This is a genomic window from Pseudarthrobacter sp. Hb11, assembly GCF_059383655.1.
This window is the reverse complement of record NZ_JBWZCM010000014.1, coordinates 30,849-45,970: the sequence shown is the minus strand read 5'-3', so window position 1 is coordinate 45,970 and position 15,122 is coordinate 30,849. Positions and strand designations below refer to the sequence as shown.

The window sequence follows — 15,122 nt, the reverse complement described above, 5'->3', positions numbered from 1 at the left end:
CGAGTGAACGACGGACCCCTGATAGTCCAGAGCGATAAGACCATCCTCCTCGAGGTGGACCACGAGCTCGCCACAGAAGCCCGGCATGCCATCGCGCCGTTCGCTGAACTGGAGCGTGCCCCCGAGCACGTCCACAGTTACCGGTTGACTCCCTTGGGGCTGTGGAACGCCCGCGCAGCCGGACTGGACGCCGAGAAGGTCCTGGACACCCTCCTGAAATACTCCCGGTTCCCGGTGCCGCACTCACTGCTGATCGACGTCGAGGAAACCATGTCCAGGTACGGCCGGCTGCGCCTGGAAAAAGACCCGCAGCACGGCCTGGTCATGCGGACTGACGATTACCCCGTGCTTGAGGAAGTCATCCGGGCCAAGAAAATTCAACCGCTGCTGGGACCACGCATCGACGGTGAGACCGTGGTGGTGCACGCGTCCCAGCGCGGGCAGCTCAAGCAGCTCCTGCTCAAGATCGGGTGGCCGGCGGAAGACCTGGCCGGCTACGTGGACGGCACCCCGCACCTGATTGCGCTGAATGAGGATGGCTGGAAACTGCGGCCATACCAGCAGATGGCCAGCGACAACTTCTGGGCCGGAGGCAGCGGCGTTGTGGTACTGCCCTGCGGCGCGGGCAAAACGGTGGTGGGAGCGGCGGCCATGGCCACCGGCTCCACAACTACCCTGATCCTGGTCACCAACACCGTGGCTGCCCGGCAATGGAAAGACGAACTGCTCAAGCGAACATCCCTCACCGAGGACGAGATCGGCGAGTACTCGGGGGCCGTGAAGGAAGTCCGGCCGGTGACCATAGCCACCTACCAGGTCCTCACCATGAAACGCGGCGGCCTGTATCCGCACCTTGAACTGGTGGACGGACATGACTGGGGTCTGATCATTTACGACGAGGTCCATCTGCTGCCGGCCCCGATCTTCCGGATGACGGCGGATCTGCAGGCGAGGCGCCGTTTGGGGCTGACAGCGACCTTGGTGCGGGAAGACGGCCGCGAGGGCGAGGTGTTCAGCCTGATTGGACCCAAGCGCTACGACGCGCCCTGGAAGGACATTGAGTCCCAGGGTTACATCGCCCCCGCGGACTGCGTTGAGGTGCGCGTGGACCTGCCACGGGACGAGCGTGTGGCTTATGCCATGGCCGAGGACGCTGACAAGTACCGGCTGTGCGCCACGTCCGAATCCAAAACGCTGGTGGTGGAACAGCTCGTTGCCCGGCACGCCGGGGAGCAACTGCTGGTCATCGGTCAGTACATCGACCAGCTGGACGACCTCGGCGGGCGCCTGAAGGCGCCCGTCATCAAGGGTGACACCTCCGTAAAGGTGCGCCAGAAGCTTTTTGATGCTTTCCGGGCGGGCGAGATCCAGACGCTCGTGGTCTCTAAGGTGGCCAACTTTTCCATCGACCTTCCAGAGGCCTCAGTTGCGATCCAGGTATCGGGCTCCTTCGGGTCGAGGCAGGAGGAGGCGCAGCGGCTCGGCCGGTTGCTGCGGCCCAAGAAGGACGGCCGGGCAGCCCGGTTCTACTCACTCGTGGCACGGGACACCCTGGACCAGGAGTTCGCCGCCAAGCGCCAGCGGTTCCTTGCCGAGCAGGGTTACGCCTACCGCATTATCCGCATTATGGACGCCAAGGACGTGGAAACGGCCGGATAGCCGCCCCGTCTTCCAGCTTGATACGGGGCGGCGGCTCTTCACCTTGCTCACAACAAGTATCCAGACAACTCCCAGTGTCTGGGAGCATGATGGGAATATGAACAAGAACGGCCCTGAAGCGAAGCTCCTGGTAGTGGATGACGAACCCAACATCCGGGAGTTGCTCTCCACGTCCCTGCGGTTCGCCGGATTCGACGTCGTCTCCGCGGCAAATGGACGCGACGCCCTTGCCGCCGCCGATCTGCATGCCCCGGACCTCGCCGTCCTGGACGTTATGCTCCCGGACATGGACGGGTTCACCGTTACCCGCCGGCTCAGAGCTTCCGGCAAGCACTTCCCCGTTCTGTTCCTGACCGCCAAGGACGATACCGAGGACAAGGTCACCGGCCTCACCGTCGGCGGGGACGATTACGTCACCAAGCCTTTCAGCCTCGATGAGGTAGTCGCCCGGATCCGGGCCGTCCTGCGCCGGACGCAGCCCATGCTCGATGACGACGCAGTGATCCGCGTTGATGACCTGGAGCTCGACGACGACGCCCACGAAGTGCGGCGAGGCGGCACCGTCATCGAACTGTCCCCCACGGAGTTCAAGCTGCTCCGCTACCTCATGCTCAACCCAAACCGGGTGCTGTCCAAGTCGCAGATCCTGGACCACGTGTGGGAGTACAACTTCAACGGAGATGCCTCCATCGTGGAGTCGTACATTTCCTACCTGCGCCGGAAAGTGGACATCGACCCCGAAGCTCCGGCCCTGATCCAGACTAAGCGCGGCGTGGGGTACGTGCTCCGGACGGCAGAAAAGCGCTGACCTTGCTGCCGCGGTGGAAGTCGGCCTCGCTCAGGACGCAACTGGTGGCCATGATTATGGCGCTGCTCATCGTCGCCCTCACTGTGACGGGGGCAGGCACCCTGGCCCTGCTTCACAACTACCTGCAGACCCAGGTGGACGGCAAACTCAACGCAGCCGTCGACCTGGCGAGCAGGCAACGGTCCTTCTCGCAACTGCAGGCACGGAGCAACCCCGAGGTACCCACCGACTATTCGCTGATTCTGTTTGTGCCGGGGGAAGAGCCTTATCCGTTCGGCGCTGAACCCGACAACGGGCCGGACATCAGCACCATGAGCGTGGAAGAGGCCCAGGCCCGAGGCAACGATCCTTTCCAGGTGCGGGGAACGGACGGCCAAAACTGGCGGGTTTTGGCGGTGACGGTGCAGAACAACCAGACCACGGCGGTAGTGGTCATCGGGTTGCCGCTGGAGAGCGTTGACGACGTCCTGAAGCACGCCACCCTTGTTGTCACAGGAGTGGGCCTGCTGACCCTGCTGCTGGCGTCCCTGATCGCCAGCTGGACAGTATCGCGTGCCTTCCGCCCGCTTGCACGGGTGGAAAAGACCGCAGCGGCCATTGCCGCCGGAGATTTGTCCCGCCGCGTGGACGTGGAAAATCCCAGCACCGAGCTCGGCCGGCTCAGCAGCTCGCTGAATGCCATGCTGGCCCACATCGAAACAGCCTTCTCCGCCCGCATGGCGTCAGAGGCGAGGATGCGCCGGTTCGCGGCCGACGCCTCCCATGAACTGCGTACCCCGCTGGTGACAATCCGGGGCTTCTCGGAGCTGTACCGGCACGGGGCGCTGGCCACCAACGAGGACGTGGCCATGGCCATGGGCAGGATCGAAAGCGAAGCCAAGCGCATGGGCTCCATGGTGGAGGACCTGCTGCTGCTGGCCCGCCTGGATGAACAGCGCCCGTTGCAGCAAAAGCCCGTGGACCTGCAGCTGATCGCCCATGACGCGGTGGTGGACACGCAGGCCAGCGCCCGGTCCCGGGTGATATCGCTCGTGGGGCTCGACGGCGGCCCGGCAGCTCCCGCGCCCGTGCTGGGTGATGAAGCGAAACTCCGCCAGGTGGTAGGCAACCTGGTAGGCAACGCTCTGCGCTACACCCCGGAGGACAGCCCGATTGAGTTGGCTGTCGGCGTCCGCGTCATGGAGGGCGGGGAGCTCCGCTCAGTCATCGAAGTCCGCGACCACGGCCCCGGTATTTCTGAGGAGGACGCATCCAAGGTTTTCGAGCGCTTCTATCGCGCCGATACCTCCCGTACGCGGGAGACGGGCGGCAGTGGGCTGGGACTGGCTATTGTGGCCGCCATCGTCGGCTCCCACGGCGGTTTCGTCCGGGTGGCGAACACCGACGGCGGGGGCGCCACACTTGTGGTCACCCTTCCGAACCGCGATGACGCACCGGATAACGAATTTTCGGACCGTGCCGGAGCGGAGGACCTGGGTTCATACCCATAGCGTGGCGCAACGACGCAGTGGGCAGCGAGGGGCGGGGTTATCCACATACAGCCTCCCCGGCAGGGCAGCGCCGCACCCGCTTTCGTAGGCTCGTCATTGTGGCCCGGACAGTCCGGGCGCGGGAGCAGACGCTGCCCGTTCCAGCGAAAGGCACTGCCATGAGCATCATTTCCGTCGACACCGAACTGCTCCAGCTCAAATCCGCCAATGTGCAGGCAACAGTGGACCGCATCAGCGCCGACGTCCAGGCCATGAAGCGGGGGCTTGACGAGCTCCAGGGCACCTGGCGGGGCTCTGCTGCCACGAACTTCCAAGCACTCATCACGGAGTGGACCATCACCCAAGGCAGGGTGGAGGCTTCCTTGGCCTCGATCAACATGGCGCTCTCGTCGGCGGCGGCCACCTACGCGCAGGCTGAGCAGGGAAACACCCAAAGGTTCAGCTGACCCGCTGTTCGTGAAGGCCTAGGCTTCGGGCGTTCCCTGGTGGAAGCGGAGCCGCCACCGTCCACCGTCCAGTACCCAGAGGGAGCTCCTGAGGGTCGTGCCGGAGCGCGCGTAACTTCTGTAGGTCAGCAGGACTGCGCTGGTGCCGATGCGGTCCGCACCCAGGATCTCGATGTCGGTCCGCTCACCCGGGTCTTCTTCGAGTGCCATCATCATGGCGTCCCGCGTCCAGACCCTGCCCGAGCTGCCGATCTCCAGGAAGTCCGGGTGCAGCAGGACGGCCGTCCTGCCGATGTCGCCGCGCACCAGGGGACCCAGCAGTTCCCGCTCCAACTTCTCGACCAGTGCTTCGGGCGAGGCTGTCCCCGCCCGGCCTGCGCCGGCCAGGTCAAAGGCGCCGTCCACCTGGGTGAAATCCAGCTGGGCGAACTCCTCTTGAGGGAAGTCATCTGGGGTGAGTTCCTTCTGAGAGGACTCCTTCTGACCACCGTTCTGCCGGCCAACCTTCTGCTGCGTCATTTCCTGCCGCGTGGCATCCTGCTGGCTAAAAAGATCGAGTTCGTCGGTTGCGGCTGCTGGAGTTGCACCACCGGCAAAGGCTTCACCGGCTGCCGGGCCCCCCAAAGCCGGGGTTCCGGGCGCCGACGGATGGTGGGCGCCGGGAAACCCAGGTCCTGACCGGGCCGCTACCCCCTGCTGATAGGCGGTTGCGGCGGCCCGGGCCCGCTCATCGGCGGCTTCGTTCAGGTCATGCCCGGCGTGGCCCTTGACCCACTCGAACCTGTACTTCCGCCCGGCGAGTTCCCGGTCCAACTCCTTGAGCAGATCGACGTTCAGCACCGGCTTGCCGTCCGCCTTCCGCCAGCCTTTGCGCTTCCATCCTGGCATCCACTTGGTGATGGAGTTGATGACATACTGGCTGTCGCAGAGGATGTGGAGGTCCTCGTGGCGAAGGTGCGCGGTGGCCCGCAGCAGATCCAGGACAGCCATCAGTTCACCCTGGTTGTTGGTGCCGTGGGGCCATCCGCCGGCGCGCCAGCAATCGTCATTCACGTACCAGGCCCAGCCGGCCGGGCCCGGGTTTCCCAAAGCCGAACCATCGGCCGCTGCAGTAATCGTCACCGGTCCATCCTGCCAGAAGCCAACGACAATGCAGGATTGCGGGTGCAGAGACACAGCACCCGGGCAGGACCGCAACACCGTGCACGGCACCAACACCCCCATGCCCTCCTGATCCAATGAACTCAGAAGCGTTACGAGAGGAAACAGGAAAGCGTTTACCTAAACCTCTTGACGTAGGCGTCGGAGCCCCGGCACAATCGGAGGTCATAACGAGAAAACGCTTTCTGACTCCTATCCGTCGGCTACCATGCCAGCCGGAAGCACCAAGGAGGCGGACTCATCAGAAAAAGGAAGGCACATCAATGTCGATTCCAACCGTTAGCCGGAGGCGATTCCAGTTTGGCGCTGCAGCCATTGCCCTCTCCCTCCTCGCAACCGGATGTGGCACGTCCAGCAGTTCCAACAGCAACGAGGAAGTGACCCTGCGCTTTGCTTGGTGGGGCAACGAGTACCTCAATGCCCAGACTGAAAAGGTCATCGACGCCTTCGAAGCAGAGCATCCAAACATCAAGATCGAATCGGAACCCGGTGAGTGGGCCAGCTACTGGGACAAGCTGGCCACTAAGACAGCGGCCAATGACGCCCCTGACATCATCCAGATGGATCAGAAGTACATCGCCGAATACGGCGGACGCGGCGCCCTGCTGGACCTGTCCAAGCAGGAGGGTATCGACACGTCGAAACTGGACAAGGAAGGGCTGGCTTCAGGCCAGTATGACGGCGCCCAGTACGGGCTGAGCACCGGCCAGAACGCCTACGTCATCATGGCCAACACGAAGGTTTTTGAGGCGGCCAAGGTGCCCCTCCCGGATGACACCAAATGGACCTGGGACGAGTTTATGGAGACGGCGGCTAAAATCAGCGCCGCAGGAGACGGAAAAAACTACGGCGCCGCCTACGGCAGCAACGAGGCGGACCTGATCATCTGGCTACGCCAGCACGGTGAGAACCTCTACTCCAAGGACGGCAAGCTGGACTTCGATACCGCAACCGCCGCCTCCTTCTGGGAACGCCTGAAGGAGCAGCGCGATTCGAAGGCAAGTCCCCCGGCAACCGTGGCCACCGAGGACGCCGGGGCAGGTCTCGAAGAGAGCCTCTTTGGCACCAACAGGGTGGGCATGGCGTGGTGGTGGACGAACCAGCTCGGTTCCCTCGAGGCCACTACCGGCAGCAGTATTAAGATGCTCCGTGCTCCCAGCGGCGAGGGTTCCGCGGCCAAGAACGGCATGTACTACAAGCCCACCATGTTCTGGTCCGCTTCGTCACGGTCCAAGCACCCTGAAGCCGCCGCCACCTTCATCAACTACCTGGCCAACAGCCCTGAAGCCGGAGCCATCCTGATGACGGACCGCGGCGTGCCCACCAATGCGGAGATTGTTGAGAGCATCACGCCCTCGCTGAAGCCCGCGGATACCACTGTGGTCAGCTTCCTGAAGGACATTGCCCCGGACGTGAAGGAAGCACCGCCCGTTCCCCCGGTAGGCGCCGGCAGCGTGCAGAACGTGATCAAGCGCTACACCGATGAGGTCCTCTACGACCGTCTCACGCCGCAGGCAGCCGCCGAAACATTCAAAAAGGAAGTTGAAGGAATGGTGGCCGGCGCCAGGTAACAGCCCCGCGACTGCCGGACCAGGCAAGTATGCGGCACAAAAAATGCGGCCCCCTCTCGCGAGGGGGCCGCATTTATGTGTATTTGCGGGACAGGCCCGGCAGTGGCAGCCTAGAAGCCGCCCATGCCGCCCATGTCGTCGCCGCCGCCAACCGGAGCAGCGTTCTTCTCCGGCTTGTCGGCCACAACAGCCTCGGTGGTGAGGAAGAGACCGGCAATGGAGGCCGCGTTCTGCAGGGCAGAGCGGGTTACCTTGACGGGGTCGTTCACACCGGCGGCCAGCAAGTCGACGTATTCGCCTGTTGCGGCGTTCAGGCCGTGGCCGGCGGGCAGGCCGCGGACCTTGTCCACCACAACGCCCGGCTCCATGCCGGCGTTGAAGGCGATCTGCTTCAGCGGAGCGTCGATGGCAACGCGGACGATGTTGGCACCGGTTGCTTCGTCGCCGGAGAGCTGAAGGTTGGCGAATGCCTTGGCGCCGGCCTGGATGAGGGCCACGCCGCCACCGGCGACGATGCCTTCTTCAACAGCAGCCTTGGCGTTGCGCACTGCGTCTTCGATGCGGTGCTTGCGCTCCTTGAGCTCAACCTCGGTGGCGGCGCCGGCCTTGATGACTGCAACGCCGCCGGCCAGCTTGGCCAGGCGTTCCTGCAGCTTCTCGCGGTCGTAGTCTGAATCGGAGTTCTCGATCTCGGCGCGGATCTGGGACACGCGGCCGGCGATCTGGTCGGCGTCGCCGGCACCTTCGACGATGGTGGTCTCGTCCTTGGTGACAACAACCTTGCGTGCCTTGCCCAGGAGTTCCAGGCCTGCTGTTTCCAGCTTGAGGCCAACTTCCTCGGCGATGACCTGGCCGCCGGTGAGGACGGCGATGTCGGCAAGCTGCGCCTTGCGGCGGTCGCCGAAGCCCGGAGCCTTGACGGCAACGGACTTGAAAGTGCCGCGGATCTTGTTGACGATCAGGGTGGCCAGGGCCTCGCCCTCGATGTCCTCGGCGATGATCAGCAGCGGCTTGTTGGACTGCATGACCTTTTCGAGGACAGCAACCAGTTCCTTGACGTTGGAGATCTTGGAGTTGACGATCAGGATGTACGGATCCTCGAGGACCGTTTCCTGGCGCTCCGTGTCGGTGACGAAGTAGGCGGAAATGTAGCCCTTGTCGAAGCGCATGCCTTCGGTGAGCTCAAGTTCCAGGCCGAAGGTGTTGGACTCCTCGACCGTGATGACGCCTTCCTTGCCCACCTTGTCGAGGGCTTCGGCGATGAGGGCACCGATTTCGTCGTCACCGGCCGAGATCGAGGCCGTGGCGGCGATCTCTTCCTTGGTTTCGATTTCCTTGGCGGAGTTCAGCAGCTCGGCCGTAACGGCCTCAACAGCCTTTTCGATGCCGCGCTTGAGGGACAGCGGGTCGGCGCCGGCAGCAACGTTGCGCAGGCCTTCCTTGACCAGAGCCTGTGCCAGCACGGTAGCCGTGGTGGTGCCGTCGCCTGCGACGTCATCGGTCTTTTTGGCAACTTCCTTGACCAGCTCGGCGCCGATCTTCTCGTAGGGATCGTCCAGCTCGATCTCCTTGGCGATGGAAACACCATCGTTGGTGATCGTGGGGGCGCCCCACTTCTTTTCGAGGACGACGTTGCGTCCACGCGGGCCGAGGGTGACCTTAACGGCGTCGGCGAGGGTGTTCAGGCCCCGCTCAAGGCCGCGGCGTGCCTCTTCATCAAATGCAATGATCTTGGCCATAACGGCAGTAGTCCTTTCGGGACAGTCGTTAAGAATGAACCTTCGCTGCAGTGCCCGCGACGGACGATCCTTCACCGTTGGCCTCTGTATGCCTTCGGCTGCGGATCTCACTCCAGTGAGGTGTTTCTCGCTCCTCGACCGGTGCAAGGCGCCGCCGGCCGGAACCAGCTTTGCTTAGCAGTCGGTGCGTCAGAGTGCTAACTCAATAATTAGCACTCCCCACGTGAGAGTGCAAGCGAAAGGACGCGAAAAACAGTGCCGCGGGCAGCCGCGGCGAGGTTCAGCCGGAAGCCCGTCCCGCCGTCTCGAGGCCGCTCAGGGCGGGGTCGTTGTCGGCCCCGTAAGTGAAGATGCTGAACGCGGCCGTGGTGATGTCGCCGTTGGCGTCAAAGGCGATCGGCCCTGACTCGCCGTCGTAATTGGCATCCGGCCCGGACTTCAGGCGTTCCAGGCAGTCCTTATAGGAAGGGCACGGCCCGCCCTGCCCTTCCCCTGCCGGCCCCTCTGCTGATCCTCCCGAAACAGCTATCAGATTGGCGGCAATAGATCGGCCGGCGTCATTCTGGGCCCTCGCAGCAGCCAAGGCAGCAACGGTCACTGCGTCATAGGCTTCGGCTGCGAAAGACACGTCCTTCAGGGCCGGGTCCACCGCCAGGAGCCTTGCCTGGAAGCCGGCTTTGGGAAGCTGCCCGGGAACCACGGCGCGGGCGCCCTCCAGGTACCGCCCTGCCAGACCTGACCCGTAGCGGCCGAAGGCGCCGTCACTGAGGATGATCTGCTTCCCGTCAACACCCAAGTTGGCCAGTTCCGCCAGGGCGCCCTGCGCACCGTCACGGGCTATGACAATAACGGCGCCTGCCTCAGCCTTCCCGGCAGCATCGGCTGCGCTGCCCGCGTCGCCCGGCTTGAAGCCGGCAGTTGCCAGCACTTCCATTCCCGCCTGTTCGGCAGAGGCGGCAACGGCGTCCGAAAGGGCCTTGCCGTAGGAACCCTCCTGGTACAGCACTGCGACCGACGTGGCACCGGCGTCCTTGGCCAACTTCACCAGGACGGGACCCTGCGCGACGTCGGACGCTGCGGTCCTGAAGTAATAGCCGCCGCTGGTGATGCTGCTGAGCCCGGCGGCAGTGTTGGCTGGCGAGATGAGCGGAGTGCGGGCACGGGAGAGGACGTCAATTGCCGCTGCGGCACGGCTTGAATCGGTGGGGCCGATGACAACGTCCGCCTTCGCGGCGACGAGCGCCTCGGCCTGTTCCGCCGCACCCTGTCCCGTACCGGCTGGAAGGAGTTCCACCGGCTTGCCCTTGTGGCCGCCTGCAGCATTGATTTCCTGCACTGCGAGCCTGGCGGCGGCAAGTTGCGGGGCATTGAGGAAGCCGTTTTGGCCGGCGTTGTCCAGGATCAGTCCCACGCGCAGGGTGCCGTCACCGGAAGCCTCTGCGGCTTCCACCCGGGCATTGCCGGTGGCCCCGGAACAGGCTGTCAATACCAGGGCAGAACACAGGGCAGCCGTGGAAAGCGCCCGGCGGAGGTTTGCAGGGCGGAGGTTCAGATCAGTCACTCTGCCGGCCGGACGCTTTCAGCTTGCGGGCCCTTCTCGCCTTCGCCCACTTCGAGCTCCACCCGCTGGCCCTCGTCCAGGGCCCGGTAACCATCACCCTGAATGGCGGACCAATGGACAAAGATGTCATCGCCGGAGCCGTCAACGGTAATAAAGCCGTAGCCTTTTTCAGCGTTGAACCATTTGACGGTTCCCTGTGCCATGCTGACCACTCTTTCCGTTATGTCCGCACACCGCTGTGCGCCGACAGGCTCCAACCGCACCTAAAATCACTCTAGCCAATGCCCGGCCAGGGGTAGCCGGCTGCCGCGTGACCGCCCGCAAAAGTTATCCAGGCGTAACCGCTAAGCCTCACGCGGCTCCTGGAGGCTTACTGGTAGCCGGGCCCCAGCACCACAACCAGCGGCACCTGGAATTCTGTGCTTTCCACCACCGCGGGAATGCCGAGAAGCGCCGCCAAGGCCTGGGCGCCGGGCAGTTGGTCGGCCCCCTGGTAGAAGACGACGGACGCCTGCTGCGGGGAACCGGCCCAGTTGCCCACCTGGCCGAGCGTCCAGCCGTCGGCCTGGACCGTTCCACCCACCCGGCCGGCAAGTCCTGCCGTCCCTGCGGCGTTGTAAATGGCAACGCTTTGTGTCTTGTCGATGACCGCGGGAGCGGAGGTTGGCTCGTCCGGTTCCGGTTCGGCGACCGCGCTGGCTTCGGGCTCGGTGAACGGGGATGGCGTTGCCACCGCAGAAGGTTCCGGAGAGGCCTTGGGGGTGGCCGAAGGAGTGGAACCGGTGCCGGCCAGCGGGGAAGCCGCCTGGCTTACTGATGCCTGGTCCGGGGTGCTGACGCTAAGCTTGGGAAGGATCAGGAAGGACACCAGTCCAATCGCCAGGGCGGCAATGCCCACTGCGAGAATGGGCCAGAGCCGCACCCGTGACGGGGCGGAAGCCGTGCGGTGGACTCCTTGTCGCGAAGCAGTTTCCGGGACCTTGTCGAATTCATCGCGGGCGTATTTGGGCATGGAGATATCCTTGTTGATTGCTGCTGGCGGCTCAGCTCGAGCGTCTTAGGCGTCGGACCCCAGGCGCCGTGCGGTACGTGCACGGTGACGCGACGTACGTAGTCTACGCAATCGCTTGACCAGCATGGGATCGTGGGCAAGCGCATCCTCGGTGTCAATCAAGGCGTTGAGCAGCTGGTAGTAGTGTGTGGCGGAAAGGTCGAAAAGCTCCCGGATGGCCTGCTCCTTGGCGCCGGCGTACTTCCACCACTGCCGCTCCAGGGCAAGCATCTGCTGGTCACGCTCGCTCAACGGCGAGTCACGAAGCTTGAAGTCGGCCAGGAGGGAGTGCCGGGATTCCGGCTCCGGCAGGTGCTCCCGAGCTGGTTCCGCCACGGCGAACTCCTTAGCTGGTTACGTAAAATGTCTGACCCCCATGCTACGGACGAATAACAGCGTTGTCATTTGCGCCGGTGACAACATGCCCGGGCCCCGCTTCCGGATGCCCTGCAAGAATGGGACGGTGTTTGCATCAGATGCCTTGTTCGAACTTGAGCAGGAACCAGCGCGCGGAACCGGTTTCGCCGAGCTGGCGCAGCTCCCGCTGGAGGAGCTCATGGCGCCCGACTGGGCCGCCGCCCTGGCGGGCGTGGAAACGGAGCTTCGGGAGGTGCTTACCTTCCTCGCGGACGAAGTGGCGGCCGGACACCAGGTGCTGCCGGCGCCGTCGAACGTCCTGCGGGCCTTCCGGCAGCCCCTCGCCACGGTAAAGGTCCTGATCGTGGGCCAGGATCCCTATCCGACGCCGGGACATGCGGTGGGGTTGTCCTTCTCCGTGGATCCCCGCACACGGCCCATCCCCCGGAGCCTGGCGAACATCTACAGGGAGCTGGAAGCGGACCTCGGGCTGCCGGCGCGGGTCCACGGCGACCTGTCCGCCTGGGCTGACCAGGGCGTGCTGCTCCTGAACCGCGTCATGACAGTGCGCGCGGGATCGGCCGGCTCGCACCGCGGCAAGGGCTGGGAGAAGATCACGACGGCGGCAGTCACGGCGGTCGCCCACCGGCGGAACCACGACGGGTCCAAAATGCCTCTGGTTGCGGTGCTGTGGGGAAAGGACGCCGAAAGTGTCCGGCCCCTCCTGGAAGGAGCTCCTGCGGTGGCGAGTGCCCACCCCAGTCCGCTGTCCGCATCCCGCGGCTTTTTTGGGTCCCGGCCTTTCAGCCGCGTCAATGAACTCCTGAGCGGGCAGGGTGCCCTTGGCGTAACCTGGGAGCTCCCCCCGGCGCCCTAGCTTAGGCTTGCCTTATGAGCACCCTTCCCGCCGCTACCAGCGCCAACAAGAAAAGCCGTCCGCAGATCAACCTCGCCGTTGTACGCAGGGAAGAGCTTTCCCCGCACATGGTGCGGATCGTCGCCGGCGGGGACGGCTTCGCGGACTTCGTCAACAACGATTTTGTGGACCGGTACGTCAAGATCGTTTTTCCGCAGCCGGGGGTGGAGTATCCCTCTCCCCTGGATCTGTGGAGCATCCGTGAGACCATGCCGAGGGAACAATGGCCGTTCACCCGCACGTACACCATCCGCTGGGTGGACCCAGTGGCGCGCGAGCTGGCCATCGATTTTGTGGTCCACGGCGACGAAGGCCTCGCCGGCCCGTGGGCAGCCAAGGCGCAGCAAGGCGACATCCTGACCTTCACCGGCCCCGGCGGCGCCTACAACCCGGCACCCGACGCCGACTGGTACCTCTACGCCGGCGACGAGGCGGCGCTGCCGGCCATTGCTGCGTGCCTGGAGTCCCTGCCGAGGGAGGCAGTGGGCCTCGCCTTTGTGGAGGTGGATTCGAACGCCGACATCCAGCCGATTGCCGCTCCCGCCGGAGTGACAATCCACTGGATCGCCCGCAACGGTGTCCCCGCGGGCGAGAGCGACGTCCTGGTGCAGGCCGTGGCAAACGCCGAATGGCCCGCGGGCAGGGTGGACGTGTTCGCGCACGGCGAGCGCGGCTACATGAAGGCCCTCCGAAAGGTCCTTTTCGATCAGCACGGCCTCGAACGCAGCCAGGTCTCCCTTTCGGGTTACTGGGCCAAGGGCCGCGTGGAGGATGTATTCCAGGCGGAAAAAAAGCTGCCCGTAGGGCAAATATAGCCAGAATCTAGCCAGATCCAGCGGGCCTGGAGCGGGTCAGCGGCGGCGGGCGCGCCGCCGTTCATTGCTCGCCAGGCTGCGCGTCAGCGGCCGGGCGAGGGTGTCGCCGAGGACGATGCCGCCGGCTGTCCCCAGGACGATGGCACCGGCGTTCAGCATCCCTCCGGCGCCGAGCAGGATCTCGGCTTCCTCGATGGTGAGCACATACATGGACCGGAAGATGGTGAGGCCGGGCAGCAGGATCAGCGCTGCGGGCACGGCAACCACCAGCTGCGGCGCCCCCATCCTCAGGGCGACCACACGCCCCAGCAGGCCAATGACCACCGCGGCCAGGGCCGGGGAAAACCGGTCACCCACTCCGAGCTGGCTCGCAGCAAGCAGGACCAGGTAGCCGGCCACGCCCACCGCCGCTGTGGGCAGCAGGAGCTGCCAGCTGGTCTGTTCGGTGATGCCGATGGCCATCACGGCGACCGCCACAAAAATGACCAGGACCCACAGATCGTAGGCTGGCGGGAAGGTTTGGGTTACGTCGATGCGCTGCATCCCGGTCAGCTCACCCACCACGAAGGCGACGGCGATTCCCGCCACGATGGCGCCGAAGGTCAGCAGCGTGGACAGGAACCGGCCCGCCGCCGTCACGGGGAAGCCGTTGATGGCGTCCTGGACGGACGAAACGAGGCGTCCTGTTGGCAGGAGCAGGAGGATGCCGCCCACCACCACGATCGCGGGCGACGTGGTCAGCCCGAACTGCCACAGCACCAGGGCCAGCTGCGTCACCACAAAGGAGCAGCTGGCCGTGATGAAGAAGTCAGGAACGCGCCACCTCCCCAGTTGGCGGGCCAGCAGGCTGATGCCGATATTGGCCGCAAAGGCGATGGCAGAGGACACCGGTCCGCCCCCCAGGACCCCCACGAAGACGGCTGCGAACGTACCGAAGGCCACCGTGACCATCCAGCGCGGAAAGGGCTTGGGGCTGGTGATGGCCTCATCAAGCCGGCGGATTGCCTCGTCCCGGCCTACTCCCCCGGCCACAATGTCCGTCACCAGCTGATGCACCTTCGCCAGGCCGGCGTAGTTGTTGGTCCAGGAACGCACCACCCGCAGCAGCGAAATAGGTGTCTGGTCCTTCGGAGCGTAGTTGATGCCGACCGACTGGTTGGTGATGTCCACTTCGATGTTCTTCAGGCCCAGCGCTGCGGTGACGGCGATGATGCTCGTCTCCACCTCCAGCGCACCAGCCCCGTACCGGAACATGGTTTCGGCCAGGTGCAGCGCAAAGTCGAGGGTCTTGCGGGCGGAGGTGTCCACGCCGCCCACTTGGATAGTGGGGTTGGCGTAGGGACTCCCCGTCAGCCGGTCCACGATGCTCATCGGCGCGGTTGGCGGGTTTTCACCCTGTACCAAGCGCCGCAGCATTCTTTTGGCTGCGGCATTCTGCCGGACCTGGGCAGGGGTCAGCGGCTCTGTTTTGGGCAGGCCGTCCGTGCGCGGCCTGCGCCCGGGACGTTCGGGCCGGTCAGTCATGGTCGCCTCCTCCCGGTGTGGTGC

Annotated in this window: 14 protein-coding genes; 7 read left to right on the top strand and 7 right to left on the bottom strand. The window is 64.7% G+C overall.

The genetic code is table 11. The features are described from left to right. Positions 1-3 precede the first annotated feature (3 nt). The 4 genes from AC50X7_RS16280 to AC50X7_RS16265 all read left to right on the top strand — a co-directional run bounded on the left by AC50X7_RS16280 (position 4) and on the right by AC50X7_RS16265 (position 4,403). The gene (locus AC50X7_RS16280; protein ID WP_494979965.1) at positions 4-1,659 is read left to right on the top strand and encodes a DNA repair helicase XPB; all 1,656 of its coding nucleotides are present in this window, start codon (positions 4-6) and stop codon (positions 1,657-1,659) included. Positions 1,660-1,756: 97 nt separating this feature from the next. Next, positions 1,757-2,467 (top strand): response regulator transcription factor, encoded by a 711-nt coding sequence (locus AC50X7_RS16275; protein WP_104044652.1) that lies wholly within the window; start codon positions 1,757-1,759, stop codon positions 2,465-2,467. 2 nt (positions 2,468-2,469) lie between these two features. Further along, positions 2,470-3,957, top strand: coding sequence for a sensor histidine kinase (locus AC50X7_RS16270; RefSeq protein ID WP_494979964.1), 1,488 nt, complete (start codon positions 2,470-2,472; stop codon positions 3,955-3,957). Between the two features lie 158 nt (positions 3,958-4,115). Continuing rightward, positions 4,116-4,403: a WXG100 family type VII secretion target gene (locus tag AC50X7_RS16265; protein WP_104044651.1), complete on the top strand. Its 288-nt coding sequence runs from the start codon at positions 4,116-4,118 to the stop codon at positions 4,401-4,403. 18 nt (positions 4,404-4,421) lie between these two features. Here AC50X7_RS16265 and AC50X7_RS16260 read toward each other — a convergent pair whose 3' ends face one another. Further along, on the bottom strand, positions 4,422-5,525 hold the full coding sequence (locus AC50X7_RS16260) for an RNase H family protein (RefSeq protein ID WP_494979963.1): 1,104 nt from the start codon (positions 5,523-5,525) through the stop codon (positions 4,422-4,424). Positions 5,526-5,827: 302 nt separating this feature from the next. Here AC50X7_RS16260 and AC50X7_RS16255 point away from each other — a divergent pair, with 302 nt between their 5' ends. Further along, on the top strand, positions 5,828-7,135 hold the full coding sequence (locus tag AC50X7_RS16255; RefSeq protein ID WP_494979962.1) for an ABC transporter substrate-binding protein: 1,308 nt from the start codon (positions 5,828-5,830) through the stop codon (positions 7,133-7,135). A gap of 110 nt (positions 7,136-7,245) precedes the next feature. On the opposite strand, the gene groL is transcribed toward AC50X7_RS16255, so the two are convergent. The 5 genes from groL to AC50X7_RS16230 form a co-directional block, all read right to left on the bottom strand. Continuing rightward, entirely contained in the window at positions 7,246-8,874 is a 1,629-nt protein-coding gene (gene groL, locus AC50X7_RS16250) for a chaperonin GroEL (RefSeq protein ID WP_307096487.1), read from the bottom strand. A 280-nt stretch (positions 8,875-9,154) separates the two neighbouring features. Beyond that, positions 9,155-10,435 (bottom strand): ABC transporter substrate-binding protein, encoded by a 1,281-nt coding sequence (locus AC50X7_RS16245; protein ID WP_494979961.1) that lies wholly within the window; start codon positions 10,433-10,435, stop codon positions 9,155-9,157. Continuing rightward, positions 10,432-10,638: a cold-shock protein gene (locus AC50X7_RS16240; RefSeq protein ID WP_307096488.1), complete on the bottom strand. Its 207-nt coding sequence runs from the start codon at positions 10,636-10,638 to the stop codon at positions 10,432-10,434. Before AC50X7_RS16240 ends, AC50X7_RS16245 begins: the two co-directional genes overlap by 4 nt. 167 nt (positions 10,639-10,805) lie before the next feature. Beyond that, positions 10,806-11,447 carry a LytR C-terminal domain-containing protein gene (locus AC50X7_RS16235; RefSeq protein WP_494979960.1) on the bottom strand — a complete coding sequence of 214 codons (642 nt, stop codon included), beginning with the start codon at positions 11,445-11,447 and terminating at the stop codon, positions 10,806-10,808. Positions 11,448-11,492: 45 nt separating this feature from the next. Then, positions 11,493-11,822 carry a DUF3263 domain-containing protein gene (locus AC50X7_RS16230; protein WP_494979959.1) on the bottom strand — a complete coding sequence of 110 codons (330 nt, stop codon included), beginning with the start codon at positions 11,820-11,822 and terminating at the stop codon, positions 11,493-11,495. Between the two features lie 127 nt (positions 11,823-11,949). Between AC50X7_RS16230 and AC50X7_RS16225 the strand changes: the two genes are divergently transcribed. After that, entirely contained in the window at positions 11,950-12,720 is a 771-nt protein-coding gene (locus tag AC50X7_RS16225) for a uracil-DNA glycosylase (protein ID WP_494979958.1), read from the top strand. Positions 12,721-12,734: 14 nt separating this feature from the next. Further along, the gene (locus tag AC50X7_RS16220) at positions 12,735-13,574 is read left to right on the top strand and encodes a siderophore-interacting protein (RefSeq protein ID WP_494979957.1); all 840 of its coding nucleotides are present in this window, start codon (positions 12,735-12,737) and stop codon (positions 13,572-13,574) included. A 36-nt stretch (positions 13,575-13,610) separates the two neighbouring features. On the opposite strand, the gene AC50X7_RS16215 is transcribed toward AC50X7_RS16220, so the two are convergent. Then, positions 13,611-15,098, bottom strand: coding sequence for a threonine/serine exporter family protein (locus tag AC50X7_RS16215; protein ID WP_494979956.1), 1,488 nt, complete (start codon positions 15,096-15,098; stop codon positions 13,611-13,613). Between the last annotated feature and the right edge of the window lie 24 nt (positions 15,099-15,122).